The organism is Pseudomonas sp. AMR01 (genome assembly GCF_041946035.1).
Lineage (GTDB): Bacteria > Pseudomonadota > Gammaproteobacteria > Pseudomonadales > Pseudomonadaceae > Aquipseudomonas > Aquipseudomonas antarctica_B.
The window spans coordinates 181,219-199,700 of record NZ_JAUTYR010000005.1 but is presented as its reverse complement, the minus strand read 5'-3'; the positions used below and the strand labels follow the sequence as shown (position 1 = coordinate 199,700).

The 18,482-nt window shown below is 60.3% G+C and carries 18 protein-coding genes; 4 read left to right on the top strand and 14 right to left on the bottom strand.

Translation table 11 applies throughout. From position 1 onward, the window contains the following. Positions 1-10: 10 nt before the first annotated feature. Genes pqqC through pqqE form a run of 3 tightly spaced genes read left to right on the top strand, consistent with a single transcriptional unit; the run spans position 11 to position 2,158 of the window. Positions 11-763, top strand: a complete 753-nt coding sequence (gene pqqC, locus Q7C20_RS07460; RefSeq protein ID WP_348059722.1) for a pyrroloquinoline-quinone synthase PqqC — start codon at positions 11-13, stop codon at positions 761-763. Continuing rightward, the gene (gene pqqD, locus Q7C20_RS07455) at positions 760-1,035 is read left to right on the top strand and encodes a pyrroloquinoline quinone biosynthesis peptide chaperone PqqD (RefSeq protein ID WP_375066593.1); all 276 of its coding nucleotides are present in this window, start codon (positions 760-762) and stop codon (positions 1,033-1,035) included. Before pqqC ends, pqqD begins: the two co-directional genes overlap by 4 nt. Next, positions 1,028-2,158, top strand: a complete 1,131-nt coding sequence (pqqE, locus tag Q7C20_RS07450) for a pyrroloquinoline quinone biosynthesis protein PqqE (protein WP_375066592.1) — start codon at positions 1,028-1,030, stop codon at positions 2,156-2,158. Before pqqD ends, pqqE begins: the two co-directional genes overlap by 8 nt. 5 nt (positions 2,159-2,163) lie before the next feature. On the opposite strand, the gene Q7C20_RS07445 is transcribed toward pqqE, so the two are convergent. The 4 genes from Q7C20_RS07445 to Q7C20_RS07430 all read right to left on the bottom strand — a co-directional run bounded on the left by Q7C20_RS07445 (position 2,164) and on the right by Q7C20_RS07430 (position 4,580). After that, a complete protein-coding gene (locus Q7C20_RS07445; protein WP_010207008.1) occupies positions 2,164-2,322 on the bottom strand; it encodes a YqaE/Pmp3 family membrane protein in 159 nt (52 codons plus the stop codon). 94 nt (positions 2,323-2,416) lie between these two features. Further along, positions 2,417-2,737, bottom strand: coding sequence for a helix-turn-helix domain-containing protein (locus Q7C20_RS07440; protein ID WP_375066591.1), 321 nt, complete (start codon positions 2,735-2,737; stop codon positions 2,417-2,419). Then, the gene (locus Q7C20_RS07435; RefSeq protein ID WP_375066632.1) at positions 2,721-3,086 is read right to left on the bottom strand and encodes a type II toxin-antitoxin system RelE/ParE family toxin; all 366 of its coding nucleotides are present in this window, start codon (positions 3,084-3,086) and stop codon (positions 2,721-2,723) included. The genes Q7C20_RS07440 and Q7C20_RS07435 overlap by 17 nt, the downstream gene beginning before the upstream one ends. 231 nt (positions 3,087-3,317) lie before the next feature. Then, positions 3,318-4,580 carry an aspartate aminotransferase family protein gene (locus tag Q7C20_RS07430; protein ID WP_375066590.1) on the bottom strand — a complete coding sequence of 421 codons (1,263 nt, stop codon included), beginning with the start codon at positions 4,578-4,580 and terminating at the stop codon, positions 3,318-3,320. A gap of 209 nt (positions 4,581-4,789) precedes the next feature. On the opposite strand from Q7C20_RS07430, the gene Q7C20_RS07425 reads away from it, so the two are divergent. Next, positions 4,790-5,689 carry a LysR family transcriptional regulator gene (locus Q7C20_RS07425; RefSeq protein ID WP_348059730.1) on the top strand — a complete coding sequence of 300 codons (900 nt, stop codon included), beginning with the start codon at positions 4,790-4,792 and terminating at the stop codon, positions 5,687-5,689. A 226-nt stretch (positions 5,690-5,915) separates the two neighbouring features. On the opposite strand, the gene Q7C20_RS07420 is transcribed toward Q7C20_RS07425, so the two are convergent. The 10 genes from Q7C20_RS07420 to bioB all read right to left on the bottom strand — a co-directional run bounded on the left by Q7C20_RS07420 (position 5,916) and on the right by bioB (position 18,434). After that, positions 5,916-7,694: an acyl-CoA dehydrogenase C-terminal domain-containing protein gene (locus Q7C20_RS07420; RefSeq protein ID WP_375066589.1), complete on the bottom strand. Its 1,779-nt coding sequence runs from the start codon at positions 7,692-7,694 to the stop codon at positions 5,916-5,918. A gap of 247 nt (positions 7,695-7,941) precedes the next feature. Next, a complete protein-coding gene (locus tag Q7C20_RS07415; protein ID WP_375066588.1) occupies positions 7,942-9,711 on the bottom strand; it encodes an acyl-CoA dehydrogenase C-terminal domain-containing protein in 1,770 nt (589 codons plus the stop codon). A gap of 90 nt (positions 9,712-9,801) precedes the next feature. Beyond that, positions 9,802-11,091 (bottom strand): GGDEF domain-containing protein, encoded by a 1,290-nt coding sequence (locus tag Q7C20_RS07410; RefSeq protein WP_348057414.1) that lies wholly within the window; start codon positions 11,089-11,091, stop codon positions 9,802-9,804. Between the two features lie 201 nt (positions 11,092-11,292). Next, complete coding sequence (locus Q7C20_RS07405) at positions 11,293-13,098, bottom strand: phenylacyl-CoA dehydrogenase (protein WP_375066587.1); 1,806 nt, start codon at positions 13,096-13,098, stop codon at positions 11,293-11,295. A 334-nt stretch (positions 13,099-13,432) separates the two neighbouring features. Then, a complete protein-coding gene (locus tag Q7C20_RS07400; RefSeq protein ID WP_375066586.1) occupies positions 13,433-13,714 on the bottom strand; it encodes a pyrroloquinoline quinone biosynthesis protein PqqE in 282 nt (93 codons plus the stop codon). Positions 13,715-13,820: 106 nt separating this feature from the next. After that, the gene (bioD, locus tag Q7C20_RS07395) at positions 13,821-14,501 is read right to left on the bottom strand and encodes a dethiobiotin synthase (RefSeq protein WP_375066585.1); all 681 of its coding nucleotides are present in this window, start codon (positions 14,499-14,501) and stop codon (positions 13,821-13,823) included. Continuing rightward, positions 14,498-15,310: a malonyl-ACP O-methyltransferase BioC gene (gene bioC / locus Q7C20_RS07390; RefSeq protein WP_375066584.1), complete on the bottom strand. Its 813-nt coding sequence runs from the start codon at positions 15,308-15,310 to the stop codon at positions 14,498-14,500. Before bioC ends, bioD begins: the two co-directional genes overlap by 4 nt. Continuing rightward, on the bottom strand, positions 15,303-16,034 hold the full coding sequence (locus tag Q7C20_RS07385) for an alpha/beta fold hydrolase (RefSeq protein ID WP_375066583.1): 732 nt from the start codon (positions 16,032-16,034) through the stop codon (positions 15,303-15,305). The genes bioC and Q7C20_RS07385 overlap by 8 nt, the downstream gene beginning before the upstream one ends. Continuing rightward, the gene (gene bioF / locus Q7C20_RS07380) at positions 16,027-17,208 is read right to left on the bottom strand and encodes an 8-amino-7-oxononanoate synthase (RefSeq protein WP_375066582.1); all 1,182 of its coding nucleotides are present in this window, start codon (positions 17,206-17,208) and stop codon (positions 16,027-16,029) included. The genes Q7C20_RS07385 and bioF overlap by 8 nt, the downstream gene beginning before the upstream one ends. Positions 17,209-17,378: 170 nt before the next feature. After that, positions 17,379-18,434 (bottom strand): biotin synthase BioB, encoded by a 1,056-nt coding sequence (bioB, locus tag Q7C20_RS07375; RefSeq protein ID WP_065871819.1) that lies wholly within the window; start codon positions 18,432-18,434, stop codon positions 17,379-17,381. Positions 18,435-18,482: the final 48 nt, after the last annotated feature.

The following is an 18,482-nucleotide window of genomic DNA, read 5'->3' as shown; positions in this document are numbered from 1 at the left end:
AGCGAACCACATGACTGACACGCCATTAACCCCTGTTGAGTTCGAAGCCGCCTTGCGGGCCAAAGGCGCCTTCTACCATATCCATCACCCGTACCACGTGGCGATGTATGAAGGCCGCGCCACCCGCGAGCAAATCCAGGGTTGGGTCGCGAACCGTTTTTACTATCAGGTGAACATCCCGCTGAAAGACGCGGCGATTCTGGCCAACTGCCCGGACCGCGAGATCCGTCGCGAATGGATTCAGCGCCTGCTGGACCACGACGGTGCGCCCGGTGAAGACGGCGGCATCGAAGCCTGGTTGCGTCTGGGCCAGGCGGTCGGCCTCGACCCCGACCAGTTGCGTTCCCAGGAACTGGTGCTGCCTGGCGTGCGTTTCGCCGTGGATGCCTACGTCAACTTCGCCCGCCGCGCCAGCTGGCAGGAAGCCGCCAGCAGCTCGCTGACCGAGTTGTTCGCCCCGCAGATCCACCAGTCGCGCCTCGACAGTTGGCCGCAGCATTACCCGTGGATCGACCCTACCGGCTACGAGTATTTCCGCACTCGCCTGGGCCAGGCCCGACGCGATGTGGAACACGGTTTGGCTATCACTCTGCAGCACTACACCACCCGCGAAGGCCAGGAGCGCATGCTGGAGATTCTCCAGTTCAAACTCGACATCCTGTGGAGCATGCTCGACGCCATGAGCATGGCCTATGAACTCAAACGCCCGCCGTATCACAGCGTGACCGAGCAGCGGGTCTGGCATAAAGGGATCACCCTATGAGCTTTGATCGCAGCCGAAAACCGACCTGGCGTCAGGGCTATCGCTATCAGTACGAACCGGCGCAAAAAGGCCATGTGTTGCTCTACCCCGAAGGCATGATCAAGCTCAACGACAGTGCCGCGCTGATCGGCGGCCTGATCGACGGCGAGCGTGACGTGGCTGCCATTATCGCTGAGCTGGATAAGCAGTTCCCCGGCGTGCCTGAACTCGGTGAAGACATCGAGCAATTCATGGAGGTCGCCTGTGTTGAGCACTGGATCACTCTTGCCTGAAAAACCGCCCATCGGCCTGCCGCTGTGGCTGCTCGCCGAGCTGACATACCGCTGCCCGCTGCAATGCCCGTACTGCTCGAATCCGCTGGATTTCGCCGAGCAGGGTAAAGAGCTGAGTACCGAACAGTGGATCAAGGTATTTCGCGAAGCGCGGGAGATGGGCGCCGCGCAGCTGGGCTTTTCCGGCGGTGAGCCGTTGGTGCGCCAGGACTTGGCTGAGCTGATCGCCGAGGCACGCAAGCTTGGGTTTTATACCAACTTGATTACGTCCGGTATTGGCCTGACCGAGCAGAAAATCAGCGACTTCAAAAAGGCTGGCCTGGACCATATCCAGATCAGCTTTCAGGCTAGCGATGAACAGGTGAATAATCTGCTGGCCGGCTCGAAAAAAGCCTTCGCGCAAAAGCTCGAAATGGCCCGCGCAGTGAAGGCTCACGGCTACCCGATGGTGCTGAACTTTGTGACCCATCGGCACAATATCGACAAAATCGACCGCATCATTGAGCTGTGCATCGCGCTGGAAGCAGACTTCGTCGAACTCGCCACGTGCCAGTTCTACGGTTGGGCGCAGCTCAATCGTGTGGGGTTGTTGCCGACTCAGGACCAACTGGTGCGCGCCGAACGGATCACCAACGAATACCGCGCCAAACTCGAAGCCGAAGGCCATCCGTGTAAGCTGATTTTTGTCACACCGGATTACTACGAAGAACGCCCAAAGGCCTGTATGAATGGCTGGGGCAGCATCTTTCTAACCGTCACACCGGACGGAACCGCCCTGCCCTGTCACGGCGCCCGACAAATGCCGGTGCAATTTCCCAATGTGCGCGATCACAGCATGCAGCACATCTGGTACGACTCGTTTGGCTTCAACCGCTTTCGCGGCTACGACTGGATGCCCGAGCCCTGTCGCTCATGCGACGAGAAGGAAAAGGACTTCGGCGGCTGTCGCTGCCAGGCGTTCATGCTCACCGGCGACGCCAGCAACGCCGACCCGGTGTGCAGCAAATCCGAGCAGCACGGCATCATCCTGCAAGCACGGGAAGAAGCCGAACACGCCACCCAGACCATCGAGCAGTTGGCCTTTCGCAACGAGCGCAACTCACGGCTCATCGCAAAAGGCTGACAGCCTCAGCGCTTGGCGATGATGTACACCGCGTGGATGATGCCTGGGAAATAACCGCACAAGGTCAGCAGAATATTCAACCAGAACGCGCCGGCAAAACCCACTTGCAGGAACACACCCAATGGCGGCAGCAGAATGGCGATGATGATACGAATAATATCCATGGGTCAGCTCCAAAAAGTCGGCTCGTGTGAGCCGTGTAGCTAATCGACCTTGGCGGTTCGTGAGGGTTCAGTGGGATCTGGCGTTGGGCCATCTTCAGGCCAGAATTTCCAGACCATGCTTCTGAACGATACTCAGCAACTTGAGCGCCATGCCGCTGGGTTGTTTTTCACCGGACTCCCACTTTTTTACGGTAGAGGCACTGGTGTTGAGGTAACGGGCGAATACCGGCTGGCTGACGTGGCTGTTTTCGCGAAGCTGCTTGATCTGTTCGGCCGGGATTTGTTCCGGAACGGTAGACAAGCATGCTTCGTCATATTCACGAAGCGTGGTTTTGCTGATAGCGCCAATTGAATAAAGTGCTACGGCAGATTTGTGGATCGACTCCAGCGCTCCACTTTCATATTTTTTGATCATGATGGATCTCCACAAACTCCCTTAAATCCAGTAGTTGCTGGACTTGTGTTTCGTTTAAGCATTCATAGGTTTTTGCCATCGTTCGAAACCAGATCAAATCCTTTTCACTGATATTGCTTTGATCCTGCTTGGCAAATAGATGCTGATAAACCCAGTAATGCCTGCCCTTGGCTAACACAATAGAACGATGTCGATTCTGGTTGAGGCGCTTTTTCCATACACCACCTCCCAGGTTATCCGCTTGGCCCTTGAGCATTTCGCCAAATGCCTCTCTCAACTCCGAATCACAAATCCAGGCCCGACTGGCCGCATTAGCAAAATAGCCAGTTTTGAACAACCTCAGCTTCATGGATATCCCTTCCCACAAACATACCACCCAGTGGTATAGATTAGAAATGGAGCACGATAAAATCTTCGCGCCCAACCGGCAGTCCTTGCCGACGCCCGCTACAAGGCCATTGTTTTCAGTGCCGCTCAATCAACATTTTCAATCCAAAAATTTCATCCAAAAAAACGCCCCCAGCCAAAAGAATCAGGCTGAGGGCGCCGCGTAGGTCGCGAGACGGTTCAGGAAACAGGTTTAAACCGCGATGCCCTTGCGGCATTGCAGTTGAGCGGTGCGTACACGCGCAAAGGCTCGCCCCAGGCGCTGGAGCATTTCGTCGATGTGGCTTTTGCTGACGTTCAGGGCGGGGGTAAAACGCACACAGTTGGGCTGCGGTGCGGTGAGGATCAAACCTTCGTGCAGCGCAGCCTTTACCACAGCATCCGCAGAATCGTCTGACAGGGTCAGGCCCCACATCAGCCCGTTGCCGCGCAATTGCCCATGGTCGTAACGATAGGCCACCCGCGAGAGGCCTTCGCCCATGTAGAGGCCGGATTCGCGGACGTGCTCAAGAAAGCCGCTTTCCAGCACCGCGTCGAGGACTGCGATGCCGGCGGCCGCCATCAGCGCGTTGCCGTGATGCGTACCTTCCAGCTCTCCCACTTCAAAGCAACAGGCCTTGCCTCGCGCCAAAAGTGCCGCCAACGGCACGCCACCGCCCAGGCCTTTGCCGAGGGTGATGATGTCGGCGCGTACGCCGTACTGTTCCTCCACGAGCAGGGAGCCACAGCGGCCAATGCCCGTTTGCACTTCATCGAGGATCAGCAAAATACCCAGTTCGCGGCACAGCCGTTCAACGCCTTTGAGGTACTGTTCGGTCGCGGGGATTACACCGGCTGCGCCCTGAATCGGCTCCAGCAGGATGGCGACTGTTTGTGCATCGACCGCAGCGTGCAAGGCCGTCAGGTCGTTGAAGGGAACGTGGCTGAACCCCGGCAGTTGCGGTTCGAAACGATTGTCGCGCGAGCCTGCCGACGCCGCCATCGCGGCAAGGCTGCGGCCATGGCAGCCGCCGCTGGCGGTAATGATGTGGTGAGCGCCGCCGCGATGCAGCTGGCCCCATTTGCGCGCCAGCTTGATCGCGGCTTCACAGGCCTCCGCGCCGCTATTGAGCAGGTACGCCTGGTCGCTGCCGGTGTGATGGCACAGGCGGTCGACGAGGTTGAGTTGCGCTCGGTTGTAAACGCCAATCCCGGGGTTGATCAACACGTGCATCTGCTCGGCCAAGGCGCTGAGTACTTCGGGCGAGCTGTGGCCGAGGCTATTGGCGGCGCCGCCCTGACTGAAATCCAGGTAGGCACGGTCATCGCTGTCCGACAGCCACGACCCTTCACCGCTGACGAACACGTGCGGCGGGCGCGCCACAGTGGGCATCAAGCATTCGCTGGAAAGGTCATCGCGCGGGGCATCAAGGATCAGATCGTCGAGGCTCGGCGTGGGGCGGCGAAACAGGTTCACAGTTCACCTCTTTCGGCAACCGGACCTTCGTCGTTAACCCCTGCCAACCCTGCCTGGAGGTTTGTTGCCTTGCCTATGTAAATGCCGTCAACATAAACGCTATTCATTGCCCGATCCGGCCCTGTAAGCCCTGCGAATTGGCGCTAGACTAGGCGTCCAGGGGGCCAACGGCCATTTCGATTTTCCAGCTTTTTCGATAAGTAAGTCTTATGGATTTCAAGCAACTGCGTTATTTCGTCGCGGTGTATGAGGAAGGCCACGTAGGCCGTGCCGCAGAGCGCCTTTCGATCTCTCAGCCGGCCCTGTCGCAGCAAATTCGCCAGCTGGAACAGAACCTAGATGTCGGCCTGTTTGAGCGCAGCAGCAAGCGCCTGCTGCCAACGCTGGCCGCGCATACGCTGTACAACCACGCGCTGCCGCTGATCGATGGCATGCAACAGGCCGTCGAAGCCTTGCGCAACTTCAAGGGCCAGGCGATGCGCACGCTGGCCATCGGCGTGCTGCAAACCGTGCACACCAGCCTGGTCCCGCAAATGCTGGAGCGCGTGCGCAAGGCACAGCCCCATCTGGTGGTGCAGATTTACGAATTGACCGGGCTTGAGATTGAACGGCGCCTGCTCAATGGCTCGCTGGATATCGGCATCAGCTATTTGCCGCCACGCCAGCCGGGCTTAACGGGTGTGCTGTTGTATGAGGATGAGCTGAAGGTGGTGATCCCTGAAGACCATCCGTTGCGGGCGTTCAAGAAAGTATCACTGAAACAGGCGGCCGAGTTGCCGATGCTGCTGTTGGGGGAGGAGTTTCAGGTCCGGCAAATCTGGCAAGGCCAGCTTGCAAACCTGGGGCGCCGCCCGCAAGTGCAGGCGGAGCTGAATACGATGGTGGGGATTCTCGACAGCCTGCCCCATACCAAGCTGGCAACGGTGCTGCCGGGGCGCTCCCAAGACATACACAACAGCAAGGCATTGCTGTGGAAGCCCTTGAGTGAGCCAAGGGTGCCGCTGAAGGTAGGTTTGGTGTGCCGCGATGTGCAGCGCCAGCAGGCGACGGTGGCGTTGCTGCGCACTTTGCTGGAAGACGTGATGAATGCCCCGCAGGCAACCGCCTGACTTTTTCGCAGGCAAAAGAAAACCCCGCCGAAGCGGGGCTTTGCAGACTGTTTCCCTGACATCCATTTCACTCCGCCATCCTGGCAGAATCCTACGTGTCCCTGTTGTTTCTTTGCGCTTCCTGCGCGACGTCCATGTGAAGTAGATTATCCGTGGATCCAATTTGGCGATAGAGGACGAATAGCAGCACGTCGTGTAAGAGATTGCTTACACGACCTTCACGCCCTTAAAACAGGGCCTCGTCCATCAGGAACAGCGATTCACTGCCGGCTTTTACCGACGCGCTCAGCGAATGAATACGTGGCAGCAGGCGAGCGAAGTAAAACCGCGCGGTGCCCAGCTTGCTGGCGTAGAAGTCTTCCTCGGCTTCTTTGCCAAACGCCGCCGCTGCCATGCGTGCCCACATGTAGGCGTACGCCATGTAGCCAAAGGCGTGCAGGTACTCCACCGAAGCAGCGCCAATTTCATTCGGGTTGTTTTGGGCGCGGTCCAGCACCCAGGCGGTCAACTCATCGAGGTTATCCACCGCCGCGCTCAGCGGCCGGGTGAACTCGCCCAGCTCAGCGCCTGCCGTGGCGATGAACTGGCGGATCTCGTCGGCAAACAAGGTGTAGAACTTGCCGTTACTGCCAACGATTTTGCGCCCCATCAAGTCCAGGGCCTGAATACCGTTGGTGCCTTCGTAGATCTGCGTGATGCGCACATCCCGAACAAGCTGCTCCTGGCCCCATTCGCGGATGTAGCCGTGGCCGCCAAATACTTGCTGGCCCAACAGGGTGGTTTCCAGGCCGAGGTCGCTGAGAAACGCCTTGGCGACTGGGGTCAGCAACGCCACCAGGTTGTCGGCGCGCTCGCGGGCAGCGGCATCTTCGCTGAACTTGGCGATGTCCAGTTGCGTCGCCACATAGGTGGAGAACGCCCGGCCGCCTTCGTTGGCGGCCTTCATGGTCAGCAGCATGCGCCGCACGTCCGGGTGCACGATGATCGGGTCGGCGGCTTTGTCCAAGGCCTTGGCACCGGTCGGCGAACGGCTCTGCAGGCGGTCGCGCGCGTATTCAATGGCATTCTGGTAAGAGCGCTCGCCCGACGCCAGGCCCTGAATGCCCACACCCAAACGCTCGTAGTTCATCATGGTGAACATCGCCGCCAAACCACGGTTTGGCTCGCCAACCAGATAACCCACGGCTGCGTCGAAATTCATCACGCAGGTCGCGGATGCCTGAATGCCCATCTTGTGTTCGATGGAGCCGCAGGTCACCGGGTTACGCGCGCCCAGGCTGCCGTCGGCATTGACCATGAACTTCGGCACCAGGAACAACGAAATGCCCCTGGGCCCGGCCGGTGCGTCCGGCAGCTTGGCCAGCACCAGATGGATGATGTTTTCGGTGAGGTCGTGTTCGCCGCCGGTGATGAAGATCTTGGTGCCGCTGATGGTGTAGGAACCGTCCGCCTGAGGCTCGGCCTTGGTGCGAATAATCCCCAGGTCAGTACCGGCATGCGCTTCGGTCAGGCACATGGAGCCGGCCCATTCACCGGAGTACATCTTCGGCAGGTAGGTGGCTTTGAGTTCCTCGCTGGCGTGGGTGTTAATGGACACGCAGGCGCCGGACGTCAGCATCGGGTACAGTCCGAACGCCAGGCTCGACGAGTTGATCATCTCTTCAACCTGCGCCGATACAGCCTTGGGCATGCCCATGCCGCCAAACATTGGATCACCGCCTACCCCAACCCAGCCGCCGTCGGCGTAGGTTTTGTAGGCCTGTGGATAACCATCCGGCGTGCTGACCACGCCGTCTGCCCAACGGCAACCTTGCTCATCGCCTACACGACTGATCGGCGCGATGGATTTGGCGGTGACTTTGCCGGCTTCTTCGAGGATCGCCTCAACCGTTTCGGCATCAACGGTATCTGCCAATGCCGGCAATTGGGCCCAGGTGTTGGCGACCTCAAAAACTTCGTTGAGGACGAAGCGCATATCACGCAGCGGCGCTTTGTAATCAGCCATGGCAAACCTCGTGAGAACGTAAAAATAATTCGGCAGGATCGGTTTTACAGGCTCCGAGTGTACCCGAACAACTTTTCAGACACATAGGGTCCTTTTGTGACTGCTCAGTATTTACAAGTCACGCAAGTAAAAAATGTGGGAGCGGGCTTGCTCGCGAATGCAATGAGTCAGTCACCCAATATATTGACTGACCCACCGCATTCGCGAGCAAGCCCGCTCCCACAGGTGAAACGTGTGGAGTCAGCGCCTACAGCGCAAACAACTGAGCAGGCAAGCTCATCAGGCAGTCGCTGCCCGCATCCACTGCCGCCCGGTGTGAGGCGGTGCGCGGCAATAAGCGTTTGAAGTAAAAATCGCAGGTGGCCAATTTGGCTTCGGCCAGATCAGCATCCGGTTGCTCAAGGGCCGCAATCGCCATGCGCAACCACAGGTAGGCCAGGATGATGTAACCGCTGTACATCAGGTAATCCACAGCCGCCGCGCCGACTTCATCGGGGTTTTTCATCGCCGCCATGCCGACCTTCATGGTCAACTCGCCCCATTCCCCGTTCAGTTGATCGAGCTGTGCCACATGGGCCTTGAGCTGCGGATGCTCAGCATTCGCCGCACAGAACTTATGCACGATCTTGGTGAACCCGCGCAGCAATTTGCCCTGGCTGCCCAGCACCTTGCGCCCGAGCAGGTCGAGGGCCTGAATGCCGTTGGTGCCTTCGTAGATCGGCGCAATCCGCGCATCACGTGCCAGCTGTTCCATGCCCCATTCGCGAATATAGCCGTGACCGCCAAATACCTGCATGCCGTGGTTGGTCACCTCAAGGCCGGTGTCGGTCATGAAGGCTTTGCAGATGGGCGTCAGGAATGCCAACAGGTCTTCAGCTTCCTGGCGCGCGGTGGCATCGCTGCTCAGGTGTGCGGTGTCGAGCAACTGCGCGGTGAAATAGGCCAGCGCGCGGTTGCCTTCGTTGAAGGCTTTCATGGTCAGCAGCATGCGGCGCACGTCGGCGTGCACGATGATCGGGTCGGCGGCTTTTTCCGGGGCTTTGGCGCCGGTCAGCGAGCGCATTTGCAGGCGGTCGTTGGCGTATTTGATCGCGCCCTGAAAGCTCGCCTCGCCATTGCACAGGCCTTGCATGCCAGTGCCCAGGCGGGCGTGGTTCATCATGGTGAACATGCAGTTGAGGCCTTTGTTCGCCTCGCCGATCAAAAAGCCTTTGGCACCCTCAAAATTCAGCACACAGGTAGCCGACGCCTTGATGCCCATTTTATGTTCGATGGAGCCGCAGTGCACCGCGTTGCGCTCGCCCGAATCGGCGTGGAACTTGGGCACGATAAACAGCGAGATGCCCTTGGTGCCCGCCGGCGCGTCCGGCAGTTTGGCCAGCACCAGGTGGATGATATTGGCGCTCATGTCGTGCTCGCCGGCCGAGATAAAAATCTTGCTGCCGGTGATGGCATAACTGCCGTCGGCCTGGGGCACCGCGCGGGTTTTGATCAGGCCCAGGTCGGTGCCGCAGTGGGCTTCGGTCAGGCACATGGTGCCGGTCCACTCGCCAGCGGTGAGTTTGTTCAGGTAGGTAGCTTTTTGCTCCTCGGTGCCATGGGCATGAATCGCCGACATCGCGCCATGGGTGAGCCCCGGGTACATGCCCCAGGAGATGTTGCTGGAGCCGATCATTTCGCTGAGCACCAGGCCCAGGGATTGTGGCAAACCCTGGCCTCCGTAGGCCGGGTCCGCTGCCACGCCGTGCCAGCCGCCTTCCACGTATTGGGCGAAGGCTTCCTTGAAGCCCTTGGGCGTCGTGACCACGCCATTGTCGAAATGACAGCCCTCTTCGTCACCGCTGCGGTTAAGCGGCGAGAGTACGTTTTCGCAGAACTTGGCGCCTTCTTCGAGAATCGCACTGACCATGTCCGGGCTCGCGTCGGTCGCGCCCAACGCCGCGTAATGGCCGTGGAAATCAAACACGTTGTCGATCAGAAAGCGCATGTCGCGCAAGGGAGCTTTGTATTCAGGCATGGCACTATCTCCGGCAGCAGATACTGCCAATCTACTGCTGGCCAGCGCCGTAGACAATCACTGTAGAACCGCTGAATACACCACTATCACTCAATCGGCAGCCGCCTCCATGCGCACCGCGCCGCGGCGGGTTTGCCCGGCCGCGACCACGCAATTGCGCCCGGCGCCCTTGGCGGCGTAGAGCGCCTGGTCGGCGGACTTAAGCACATCTTCCGGCGTGCGCTGCTCCGCCTGGCGCTCGGCGACGCCGATGCTGACGGTCACTGACACACTCGTCGCGCCAGCGGCTGCACGGCGCTGGCGGCCTTGATGATCGTCACGCGGGCGGTCCGGGTTACGCAGCTTGATCTCGTAGTGGGCGATGATCTCGCGGATCTCTTCCAGGTGCGGCATGCATTCATCCAGGGTTTTGCCGGCGAACACCACCGCGAACTCCTCACCGCCGTAACGGTAAGCGCGACCGCCGCCGTTAACCTTGGACAGCTTGCTGGCGACCAGGCGCAGCACTTGGTCGCCGACGTCATGGCCGTGGGTGTCATTAAAGCGTTTGAAGTGATCGACGTCAGTCATCGCCAGCACGTAGTTGCGTCCCAGGCGTTGCATGCGTTCATTCAGTGCGCGGCGCCCCGGCAAGCCCGTCAGTTCGTCGCGAAAGGCCATTTGATAAGCCTCATGCGCCACGCTGGCGGCAATCATCAGCATCACCTGGCTGCACATGATGTTCAGGGTAAACGGCAGAATGAAGGTTTGCGGCAACATCCAGAACAGCCCAAGCAGCCCGACCAATTGCGCAGCGTGCAGCGGGCGCGGCTGGTGCCAGTACTGGGCGGCCAGGGTGACAAAGCCAATCAGAAACATCGGATACGCGAGCTGGATCAGGCTCATCCAGTTGCCGTGCAATGCGGGCCAGCGAATCTCCGCCAGCCAACCCAGCAATGCCTGGGGGAAACTTTGCTCAAGGGCCAGCGCCACGCTGCCCATCGCCAGCAGCACTGCGCAGCGCGCTACAAAGTCGCGGAACAGGTGGGTTTTTTCCTGCCACAGCGCGTAAATGCTGAACAGCACCGGCAGCAGCAGGCAACACAGGTGAAACACCACGGCGGCGTCTTCACGCACCCGGCCGTGGTCGCGGTAGAAATCGGTCTGGGTGTCCAGCAGGAAGTAGACGACGTACACCGTGATCATCAGGAACAGTTCGCGCTGGCGCCGGTACACCGCGCAGTAAGAGCCGCCGAGCAGCAACAGCAGGGTTGGCAGCACGTTGAACAGTGAGGTGAAGAACACGTTGAGGTCTTTGATATACGCAGCCGAGAGCCCGGCCATTAACAGCAGCAACGAAGGGAAGAAATGACTGAAACGTACTGCGGACACGCGAGACAAAGGTAAAACTCCGACGCACCAAAAATGATGGCACTGTGCCACCATTCGGACAGTTAAACACAACTGCTCAGGCACGTATCACATTGCCATCACTGTAACGGCAGCACGTCACAATCCCTGAGCGCGATGCTGCGTTTTTTATCGTCCATAAAAAACCGCCGCTCCCAAAGGAAGCGGCGGTTTCAAGAGAACCCGGTAGGCTTAGTAAGCCAGGCCGAAGTTTTCTTCTTTCATGTCCATCAGGTTGTTCGCGCCCGACAGCATGGTTGCTTTGTGAGCCAGGGTACGCGGCAGAATGCGCTGGAAGTAGAAGCGCGCGGTCTGCAGCTTGGCGGTGTAGAACGCCTCTTCGGTGGTGCCGGCAGCCAGTTTTTCAGCGGCCACACGCGCCATGTCGGCCCAGAAGTAAGCCAGGCAGGCGTAACCGGAGTACATCAGGTAGTCCACCGAGGCGGCGCCGACTTCTTCGCGGTCTTTCATCGCGGCCATGCCGACCTTCATGGTCAACTCGCCCCACTCTTTGTTCAGTGCCGCCAGCGGTGCAACGAATTCCTGGACAGCTTCGTTGCCTTCGTTGGCCTGGCAGAACTTGTGCACGATCTTGGTGAAGCTCTTGAGCGCTTCGCCCTGGGTCATCAGCACTTTACGGCCGAGCAGGTCCAGCGCCTGAATGCCGGTGGTGCCTTCGTACAGCATCGAAATGCGGCTGTCGCGGACGTTCTGCTCCATGCCCCACTCGGCGATAAAGCCGTGGCCGCCGTAGATTTGCACGCCGTGGTTGGCCGACTCAAAACCGACTTCGGTCATGAACGCCTTGGCGATTGGAGTCATGAACGCCAGCAGCGCGTCAGCCTGTTTCTTGGCTTCGTCGTCGGTGCCGTACTTGGCGATGTCCACTTGCTTGGCGGTGAAGTACACCATCGCACGGTTACCTTCAGCGAAGGCTTTCATGGTCAGCAGCATGCGGCGCACGTCAGGGTGAACGATGATCGGGTCAGCGGCCTTTTCCGGCGATTTCGGGCCGGTCAGGGAGCGCATTTGCAGGCGATCACGCGCATATTTCAGGCCGCCCTGGAAGCCGATTTCGGCGTGGGCCAAGCCTTGCAGTGCGGTGCCCAGGCGAGCGGTGTTCATAAAGGTGAACATGCAGTTCAGGCCTTTGTTCGCCGGGCCGATCAGGAAACCGGTGGCCGCGTCGAAGTTCATCACGCAGGTGGCGTTACCGTGAATCCCCATTTTGTGTTCCAGGGAACCACAGGTCACCGCGTTGCGCTCACCTACCGAACCGTCGGCGGTTGGGATGAATTTAGGCACGATAAACAGCGAAATGCCTTTGGTGCCAGCCGGTGCGTCCGGCAGGCGGGCCAGTACGATGTGGACGATGTTGTCGGCCATGTCGTGTTCACCGGCCGAGATGAAGATTTTGGTGCCGGAGACTTTGTAGGAACCGTCGGTCTGAGGCTCGGCCTTGGTGCGCAACATGCCAAGGTCGGTGCCGCAGTGCGGCTCGGTGAGGCACATGGTGCCGGTCCATTCGCCTGACACCAGTTTGGTCAGGTAGGCCTCTTGCTGCTCAGGGGTGCCGTGTTCGGAAATGGTATTCATCGCGCCATGGGACAGGCCTGGGTACATGCCCCACGACCAGTTGGCTTCACCGACCATTTCACTGACTGCAAGGCCGAGGGATTCCGGCAGGCCTTGGCCACCGTGCTCCACGTCGTGGGCCAGGCTTGGCCAGCCGCCTTCAACGAACTGTTTGTAAGCCTCTTTGAAACCCGCAGGGGTCTTAACGCCTGACTCGCTCCAGGTGCAACCTTCGATGTCACCCACGCGGTTCAACGGTGCCAGCACCTGCTCACAGAACTTGGCGCCTTCTTCAAGAATGGCGTCAACCATGTCCGGAGTAGCGTCCTGGCAAGCCGGGAGGCTCTGATAGTGCGCTTCATAGCCGAGCAGTTCGTCACGAACGAAGCGAATATCACGCAAGGGGGCCTTGTAGTCAGGCATAGCGATAAACCTCTGCTGATGTATCTGGGATGAACAACCGCGTGGAAGTGTGGTGGCGGTCAAACAGGTGTTTGAAACATACGTTTACGACCTGGGGATGTCAAGCGTCGCTCCCATGCCGTTTGTCATGACGCGGATCAATAACGCGCACGGCAAGGCATGCGACGGGTTGTCACGTGATTCAGCAAGTGTAGAAGTTCAGCAGAGCGCCGAAGGGCAAATGTGGGAGCTGGCTTGCCTGCGATGCAGACGCCGCGGGGTATCAGGAAAACCGAGTAGACGCTATCGCAGGCGAGCCAGCCACAGAAGAGCCGGCATGCCTGAAGAGAGGGGTTTAAGCGTAGGTGTCAATCAGCGTGCCGAGCATCTCGTCCGAAGCCTTGGCAACTTTCACGCCCAGCTCCACCTGAAATTTGCCCTGAGCCATTTCCACCATATTGCTCGCCGAATTGGACGGCTGGGCGCGATCGTTGGCTTGCAGGCGGTCACTTTGTGCATCCGAGGGCTGAGTCGTCGCGGCGCTGGCGATTCTGCCAGCGGCCTGGTCGACACGGTTCTGCCCGGCCTGAATAGTGCTCAGCCCCGAATAAAACGCGCTGCTTCCGGAGATTTCCATGGCGTAAGCCTGCCTTTAGAGAATCATGAACCTGAATTGAAGCAGACATTGCGGTGAAATGCCCGTCAAAAACACTAATGGCACAATGCCCTCGCGATAGTCAAAATCAGTCAAGCAGGTCCAATTCCAGGTATTCGGCCACCGCTGCAGCCCCGGCGTGCTTGAGTTTCGGCACGCGGCCCAGGCATGGCGCGGGCAAGCGTTCAGCCAGCGTGGCGAGGTTTTCTTCCAGACGAGAGGTCTTGGGGTCGATGATATTGGCCACCCAACCCGCCAATGGCAAACCGTCCCGCGCAATGGCTTCAGCGGTGAGCAAGGCATGGCTGATGCAACCCAGGCGCACACCCACCACCAGGATCACCGGCAGCTGGAGCGCCATGGCCAGGTCCGACAGATTGTCCTGATCGGCCAACGGCACGCGCCAACCGCCCGCGCCTTCGATCAAGGTGAAATCAGCCCCGCGCGCCAGAATCTGCTGCATCGGTTTCAACAGCGACTGCACCGTCAGCGCGACGCCCGCCTCCCGCGCCGCCAAGTGAGGCGCAATGGCCGGTTCGAAGGCCAGCGGGTTGACCTCGGCATAGGTCAGCGGCAACGAACATTCCGCCAGCAACGCCAGGGCATCGCTGTTGCGCAAGCCTTTGGGCGTCACCTGGCAACCCGACGCCACCGGTTTTCCCGCAGCGGTGCTTTTGCCCGCTAGCCGCGCGGCATGCAGCAGGCCGGCGGCGATGGTGGTTTTGCCGACATCGGTGTCGGTTCCGGTGATGAAGTAAGCAGCGCTCATAGAGGTTTCTCCAGTACGGCGTACACCACTTGATACGTGGCGGGCAGGCCCTGGGCCTGACGGAACTGCTCGTAAGCGTTCACCAGTGCAACAATCCGCGCGCGGCCAGTCAACCCTCCCGGCCGACCCGGGTTGAGGTTATGCGCGCCCAGCGCTTTCAATTCGTGGGTCAGGCCGCGCACGTCCGGGTAATGCAACACATGGGGCTGACGCTCCAGGCTTACCACGCGCAAACCGCTGTCGGCGCACAGCTGTTGATAGGCCTCAAAGCTGCGGAAACGGTTGACGTGAACCAGGCCATCCGCCGCCCGCCAGCTTTCGCGCAACTCAGCCAAGGTGCCGACGCACAGGCTGGCGAATGCCAACACGCCACCGGGTTGCAACACGCGGTGAGCCTCGCTGAGCACAGCGTCGAAATTCGCACACCATTGCACCGCCAGGCTGGAAAAGATCAGCCCGCAACTGTCGCCCTGCAACGGCAGGCGTTCGGCATCCCCGGCGATAAAATGCTCGGCGCCGCCCAGTGGCCGCGCGTGGTTGAGCATGCCCTCGGCAATGTCCAGCGCCACACCCTGACTGGCGGGCAGTCGCTCGCTCAGTACGCGGCTGAAAAAACCGGTGCCGCACCCCATATCGAGCCAGCGTTGCGGTGCGATGGCAGCGGGCAAGCGGGCTAATAATTCACTGCCCACCGCGCGTTGCAGCTCGGCCACGCTGTCGTAACTGGCGGCGGCACGGGAAAAGGAGGCGGCTACCTGGCGCTTGTCCGGCAAGGCGCCTGGCAGTGGGGGCTGGGATAAATCAGTCATCAACACACTCATGCAAAAAAGCCTGGATGGCCCCCGCGACACCGTGGGGGTCTTCCAGAAGAAAAGCGTGACCGGCCCGTTCAATCAGGCCGATTTCAACGTCCGGCAACAGCGCCAGCAAGTCGCTGGCCGCTTCGGCGGGCACCAACTCATCCAGGCCGGCGAACAGATGCAACTGCGGGCCGCGATAGGCGAGCAACGCTTCGCGCGTGTCGAGTTGGGCGAGCAATTCAAGGCCAGGCATCAACACGCTGGAGGGCGCACTCGGTGCACCGCTGACCAGCAGGCGCGACAACCCGCGTGGGTCTTCGGCGCCCTTGGCACACAGCAGCCCGAAGCGTTTAAGGGTGACTTGGGAATCGGCGTGGCAACCGGCAAGGAAGGCATCGAACGTCTCGGCAGGCATCGCGCTCGGCCAGCCGTCATGGGCGACAAAGCACGGGTTGCTCGCCAAAGTCAGCAAGCCGCAGCAGCGCTCGCCACGTCGCGCCGCCAGCTCGGAGGCGAGCATGCCGCCCAAGGACCAACCGCCCAGCCAGGCGTTGTCTGGCAGTGTGGCGTCAAGTTCGTCGAGCCATTCACTCAGGTCGCTGGAGTCCAGCGCCGGCAAGGGTTCGATCTGCACCTGCAGGTGCTCGTCGAGCCCGCGCAAGGCAGCGGCCAACGGCTCCAGCGGCGAGACGCCAAGCCCCCAGCCGGGCAGCAATATCAGTCGATCACGCATGGTCGGGCTCCCTGGCGCCTAACAAGCGGAAACACTCTTCCAATGCCGTTAACAATCGCTGCACCTGCGCTTCGCTGTGGGCCGCCGTCAGCGTCACGCGCAGACGCGCGCTGCCTGCGGGCACGGTTGGCGGGCGGATCGCGGTGACCATCAGCCCGCGCTCGCGCAGCATCTGCGAGAGGCGCACGGCCCTGGCGCTGTCGCCGATCAGGATCGGCTGGATCGGCGTAAAGCTGTCCATCAAGTCCAGGCCAAGCTGCTCGGCACCCAGGCGGAATTGGCGGATCAGGCCATTGAGGTGCTCACGGCGCCAATGTTCGGTGCGCAGCAGTTCCAGGCTTTTCAGCGTGGCGCAGGCCAGCGCGGGCGGTTGGCTGGTGGTGTAGATATACGGGCGGGCAAACTGGATCAGGCTTTCGATCAGCTCTTCACTGCCCGCCACAAACGCCCCGGCGGTACCGAAGGCTTTACCCAGAGTGCCGACCAACACCGGCACATCTTCCTGGCTCAAGCCGAAATGCTCGACGATGCCACCGCCGTTCGCGCCCAGCGGGCCGAAGCCATGGGCGTCGTCGACCATCAGCCAGGCGCCTTTGGCCTTGGTCTCACGGGCCAGCGCGGGCAAATCGGCGAGGTCGCCGTCCATGCTGAACACACCGTCGGTGACCACCAATGTGTTGCCGGTGGCTTTCTCCAGGCGTTTGGCCAGGCTGTCGGCGTCGTTGTGCAGGTAACGGTTGAAACGCGCGCCGGAGAGCAAACCGGCATCCAGCAACGAGGCATGGTTGAGGCGGTCTTCCAGCACCGTATCGCCCTGCCCTACCAACGCCGTGACCGCGCCGAGGTTGGCCATATAACCGGTGGTAAACAGCAACGCGCGCGGTCGACCGGTCATGTCGGCCAGGGCTTCTTCCAGCTCGTGGTGGGGCGTGGCGTGGCCGACCACCAAATGCGAAGCGCCACCGCCCACGCCCCAACGGGACGCACCGGCGCGCCAGGCTTCAACCACCTGCGGATGATTGGCCAGGCCCAGGTAGTCGTTGTTGCAGAAAGCGAGCAAGGGTTGGCCGTCCACCACCACTTCAGGGCCTTGCGGGCTGCCCAGCAGCGGGCGTTGGCGGTAGAGGTGTTCGGCACGGCGGGCAGCGAGGCGCGCGGCGAGATCAAAAGACATGCAGGCCTCGGTAGATCAAAGAACTTGAGACTGAATGCGGTCAAATGTGGGAGCGGGCTTGCTCGCGAAGGCGGTGTGTCAGTTAACACATCCGTCACTGATACACCGCCTTCGCGAGCAAGCCCGCTCCCACATTTGGATTGCATTCCAATAAGGAGATCAGTGCAGTTTTAAACCACAGCGTTATAAAACTGCTCGCTGCTCTTCTGCTCCACCAACGCCTGCTCAATCGCCGCCTGATGCACTTCATCGGCATGCTCTTCGCGGGCTTCGGGCAAGATCCCCAGGCGCGAGAACAGTTGCATGTCCTTGTCCGCCTGCGGGTTGGCGGTGGTCAGCAGTTTGTCGCCGTAGAAAATCGAGTTGGCGCCGGCAAAGAACGCCAGGGCCTGCATCTGCTCGTTCATCGCTTCACGGCCTGCCGACAGGCGCACGTGAGACTGCGGCATCAGGATGCGCGCCACGGCCAGCATGCGGATGAAGTCGAACGGGTCGATGTCTTCGGCGTTTTCCAGCGGCGTACCGGCGACTTTCACCAGCATGTTGATGGGCACCGACTCTGGATGCTCCGGCAGGTTGGCCAGTTGGATCAGCAGGTTGGCGCGGTCGTCGAGGGACTCGCCCATGCCGAGGATGCCGCCCGAGCAGATCTTCATGCCCGAATCACGCACGTACGCCAGGGTTTGCAGGCGTTCGCCGTAAGTGCGCGTGGTGATGATGCTGCCGTAGAACTCCGGCGAGGTGTCGAGGTTGTGGTTGTAGTAGTCGAGGCCGGCCTGGGCCAGGGCTTCGGTCTGGTCCTGATCGAGACGGCCCAGGGTCATGCAGGTTTCCAGGCCCATGGCTTTCACGCCTTTGACCATTTGCAGCACGTAAGGCATGTCTTTGGCCGACGGGTGTTTCCAGGCGGCGCCCATGCAGAAACGCGTGGAGCCGATGGCCTTGGCGCGGGCGGCCTCTTCGAGGACCTTCTGCACTTCCATCAGCTTCTCTTTTTCCAGGCCGGTGTTGTAGTGGCCCGACTGCGGACAATATTTGCAATCTTCCGGGCAGGCGCCGGTTTTGATCGACAGCAGGGTCGACACCTGCACGCGGTTAGCGTCGAAATGCGCGCGGTGCACGGTCTGCGCCTGGAACAACAGGTCATTGAAAGGCTGCACGAACAGTGCTTTGACTTCGGCGAGGGACCAATCGTGACGCAGGGTTGCAGTGGTGCTGGCGCTCATGGGCGATTCCTTGATTATGCTTGGGCAGACGCTGCGGGAAGGGCAATA

Coding starts and splice junctions, on each gene's coding strand:
- pqqD (WP_375066593.1), top strand. CDS start 760: ATGAGCTTTGATCGCAGCCGAAAACCGACCTGGCGTCAGGGCTATCGC.
- bioC (WP_375066584.1), bottom strand. CDS start 15,310: ATGACTGATTTATCCCAGCCCCCACTGCCAGGCGCCTTGCCGGACAAG.
- Q7C20_RS07440 (WP_375066591.1), bottom strand. CDS start 2,737: ATGATCAAAAAATATGAAAGTGGAGCGCTGGAGTCGATCCACAAATCT.
- Q7C20_RS07405 (WP_375066587.1), bottom strand. CDS start 13,098: ATGCCTGACTACAAGGCCCCCTTGCGTGATATTCGCTTCGTTCGTGAC.
- Q7C20_RS07425 (WP_348059730.1), top strand. CDS start 4,790: ATGGATTTCAAGCAACTGCGTTATTTCGTCGCGGTGTATGAGGAAGGC.
- Q7C20_RS07445 (WP_010207008.1), bottom strand. CDS start 2,322: ATGGATATTATTCGTATCATCATCGCCATTCTGCTGCCGCCATTGGGT.
- Q7C20_RS07415 (WP_375066588.1), bottom strand. CDS start 9,711: ATGCCTGAATACAAAGCTCCCTTGCGCGACATGCGCTTTCTGATCGAC.
- pqqC (WP_348059722.1), top strand. CDS start 11: ATGACTGACACGCCATTAACCCCTGTTGAGTTCGAAGCCGCCTTGCGG.
- Q7C20_RS07435 (WP_375066632.1), bottom strand. CDS start 3,086: ATGAAGCTGAGGTTGTTCAAAACTGGCTATTTTGCTAATGCGGCCAGT.
- bioD (WP_375066585.1), bottom strand. CDS start 14,501: ATGAGCGCTGCTTACTTCATCACCGGAACCGACACCGATGTCGGCAAA.
- bioF (WP_375066582.1), bottom strand. CDS start 17,208: ATGTCTTTTGATCTCGCCGCGCGCCTCGCTGCCCGCCGTGCCGAACAC.
- bioB (WP_065871819.1), bottom strand. CDS start 18,434: ATGAGCGCCAGCACCACTGCAACCCTGCGTCACGATTGGTCCCTCGCC.
- Q7C20_RS07400 (WP_375066586.1), bottom strand. CDS start 13,714: ATGGAAATCTCCGGAAGCAGCGCGTTTTATTCGGGGCTGAGCACTATT.
- Q7C20_RS07420 (WP_375066589.1), bottom strand. CDS start 7,694: ATGGCTGATTACAAAGCGCCGCTGCGTGATATGCGCTTCGTCCTCAAC.
- Q7C20_RS07385 (WP_375066583.1), bottom strand. CDS start 16,034: ATGCGTGATCGACTGATATTGCTGCCCGGCTGGGGGCTTGGCGTCTCG.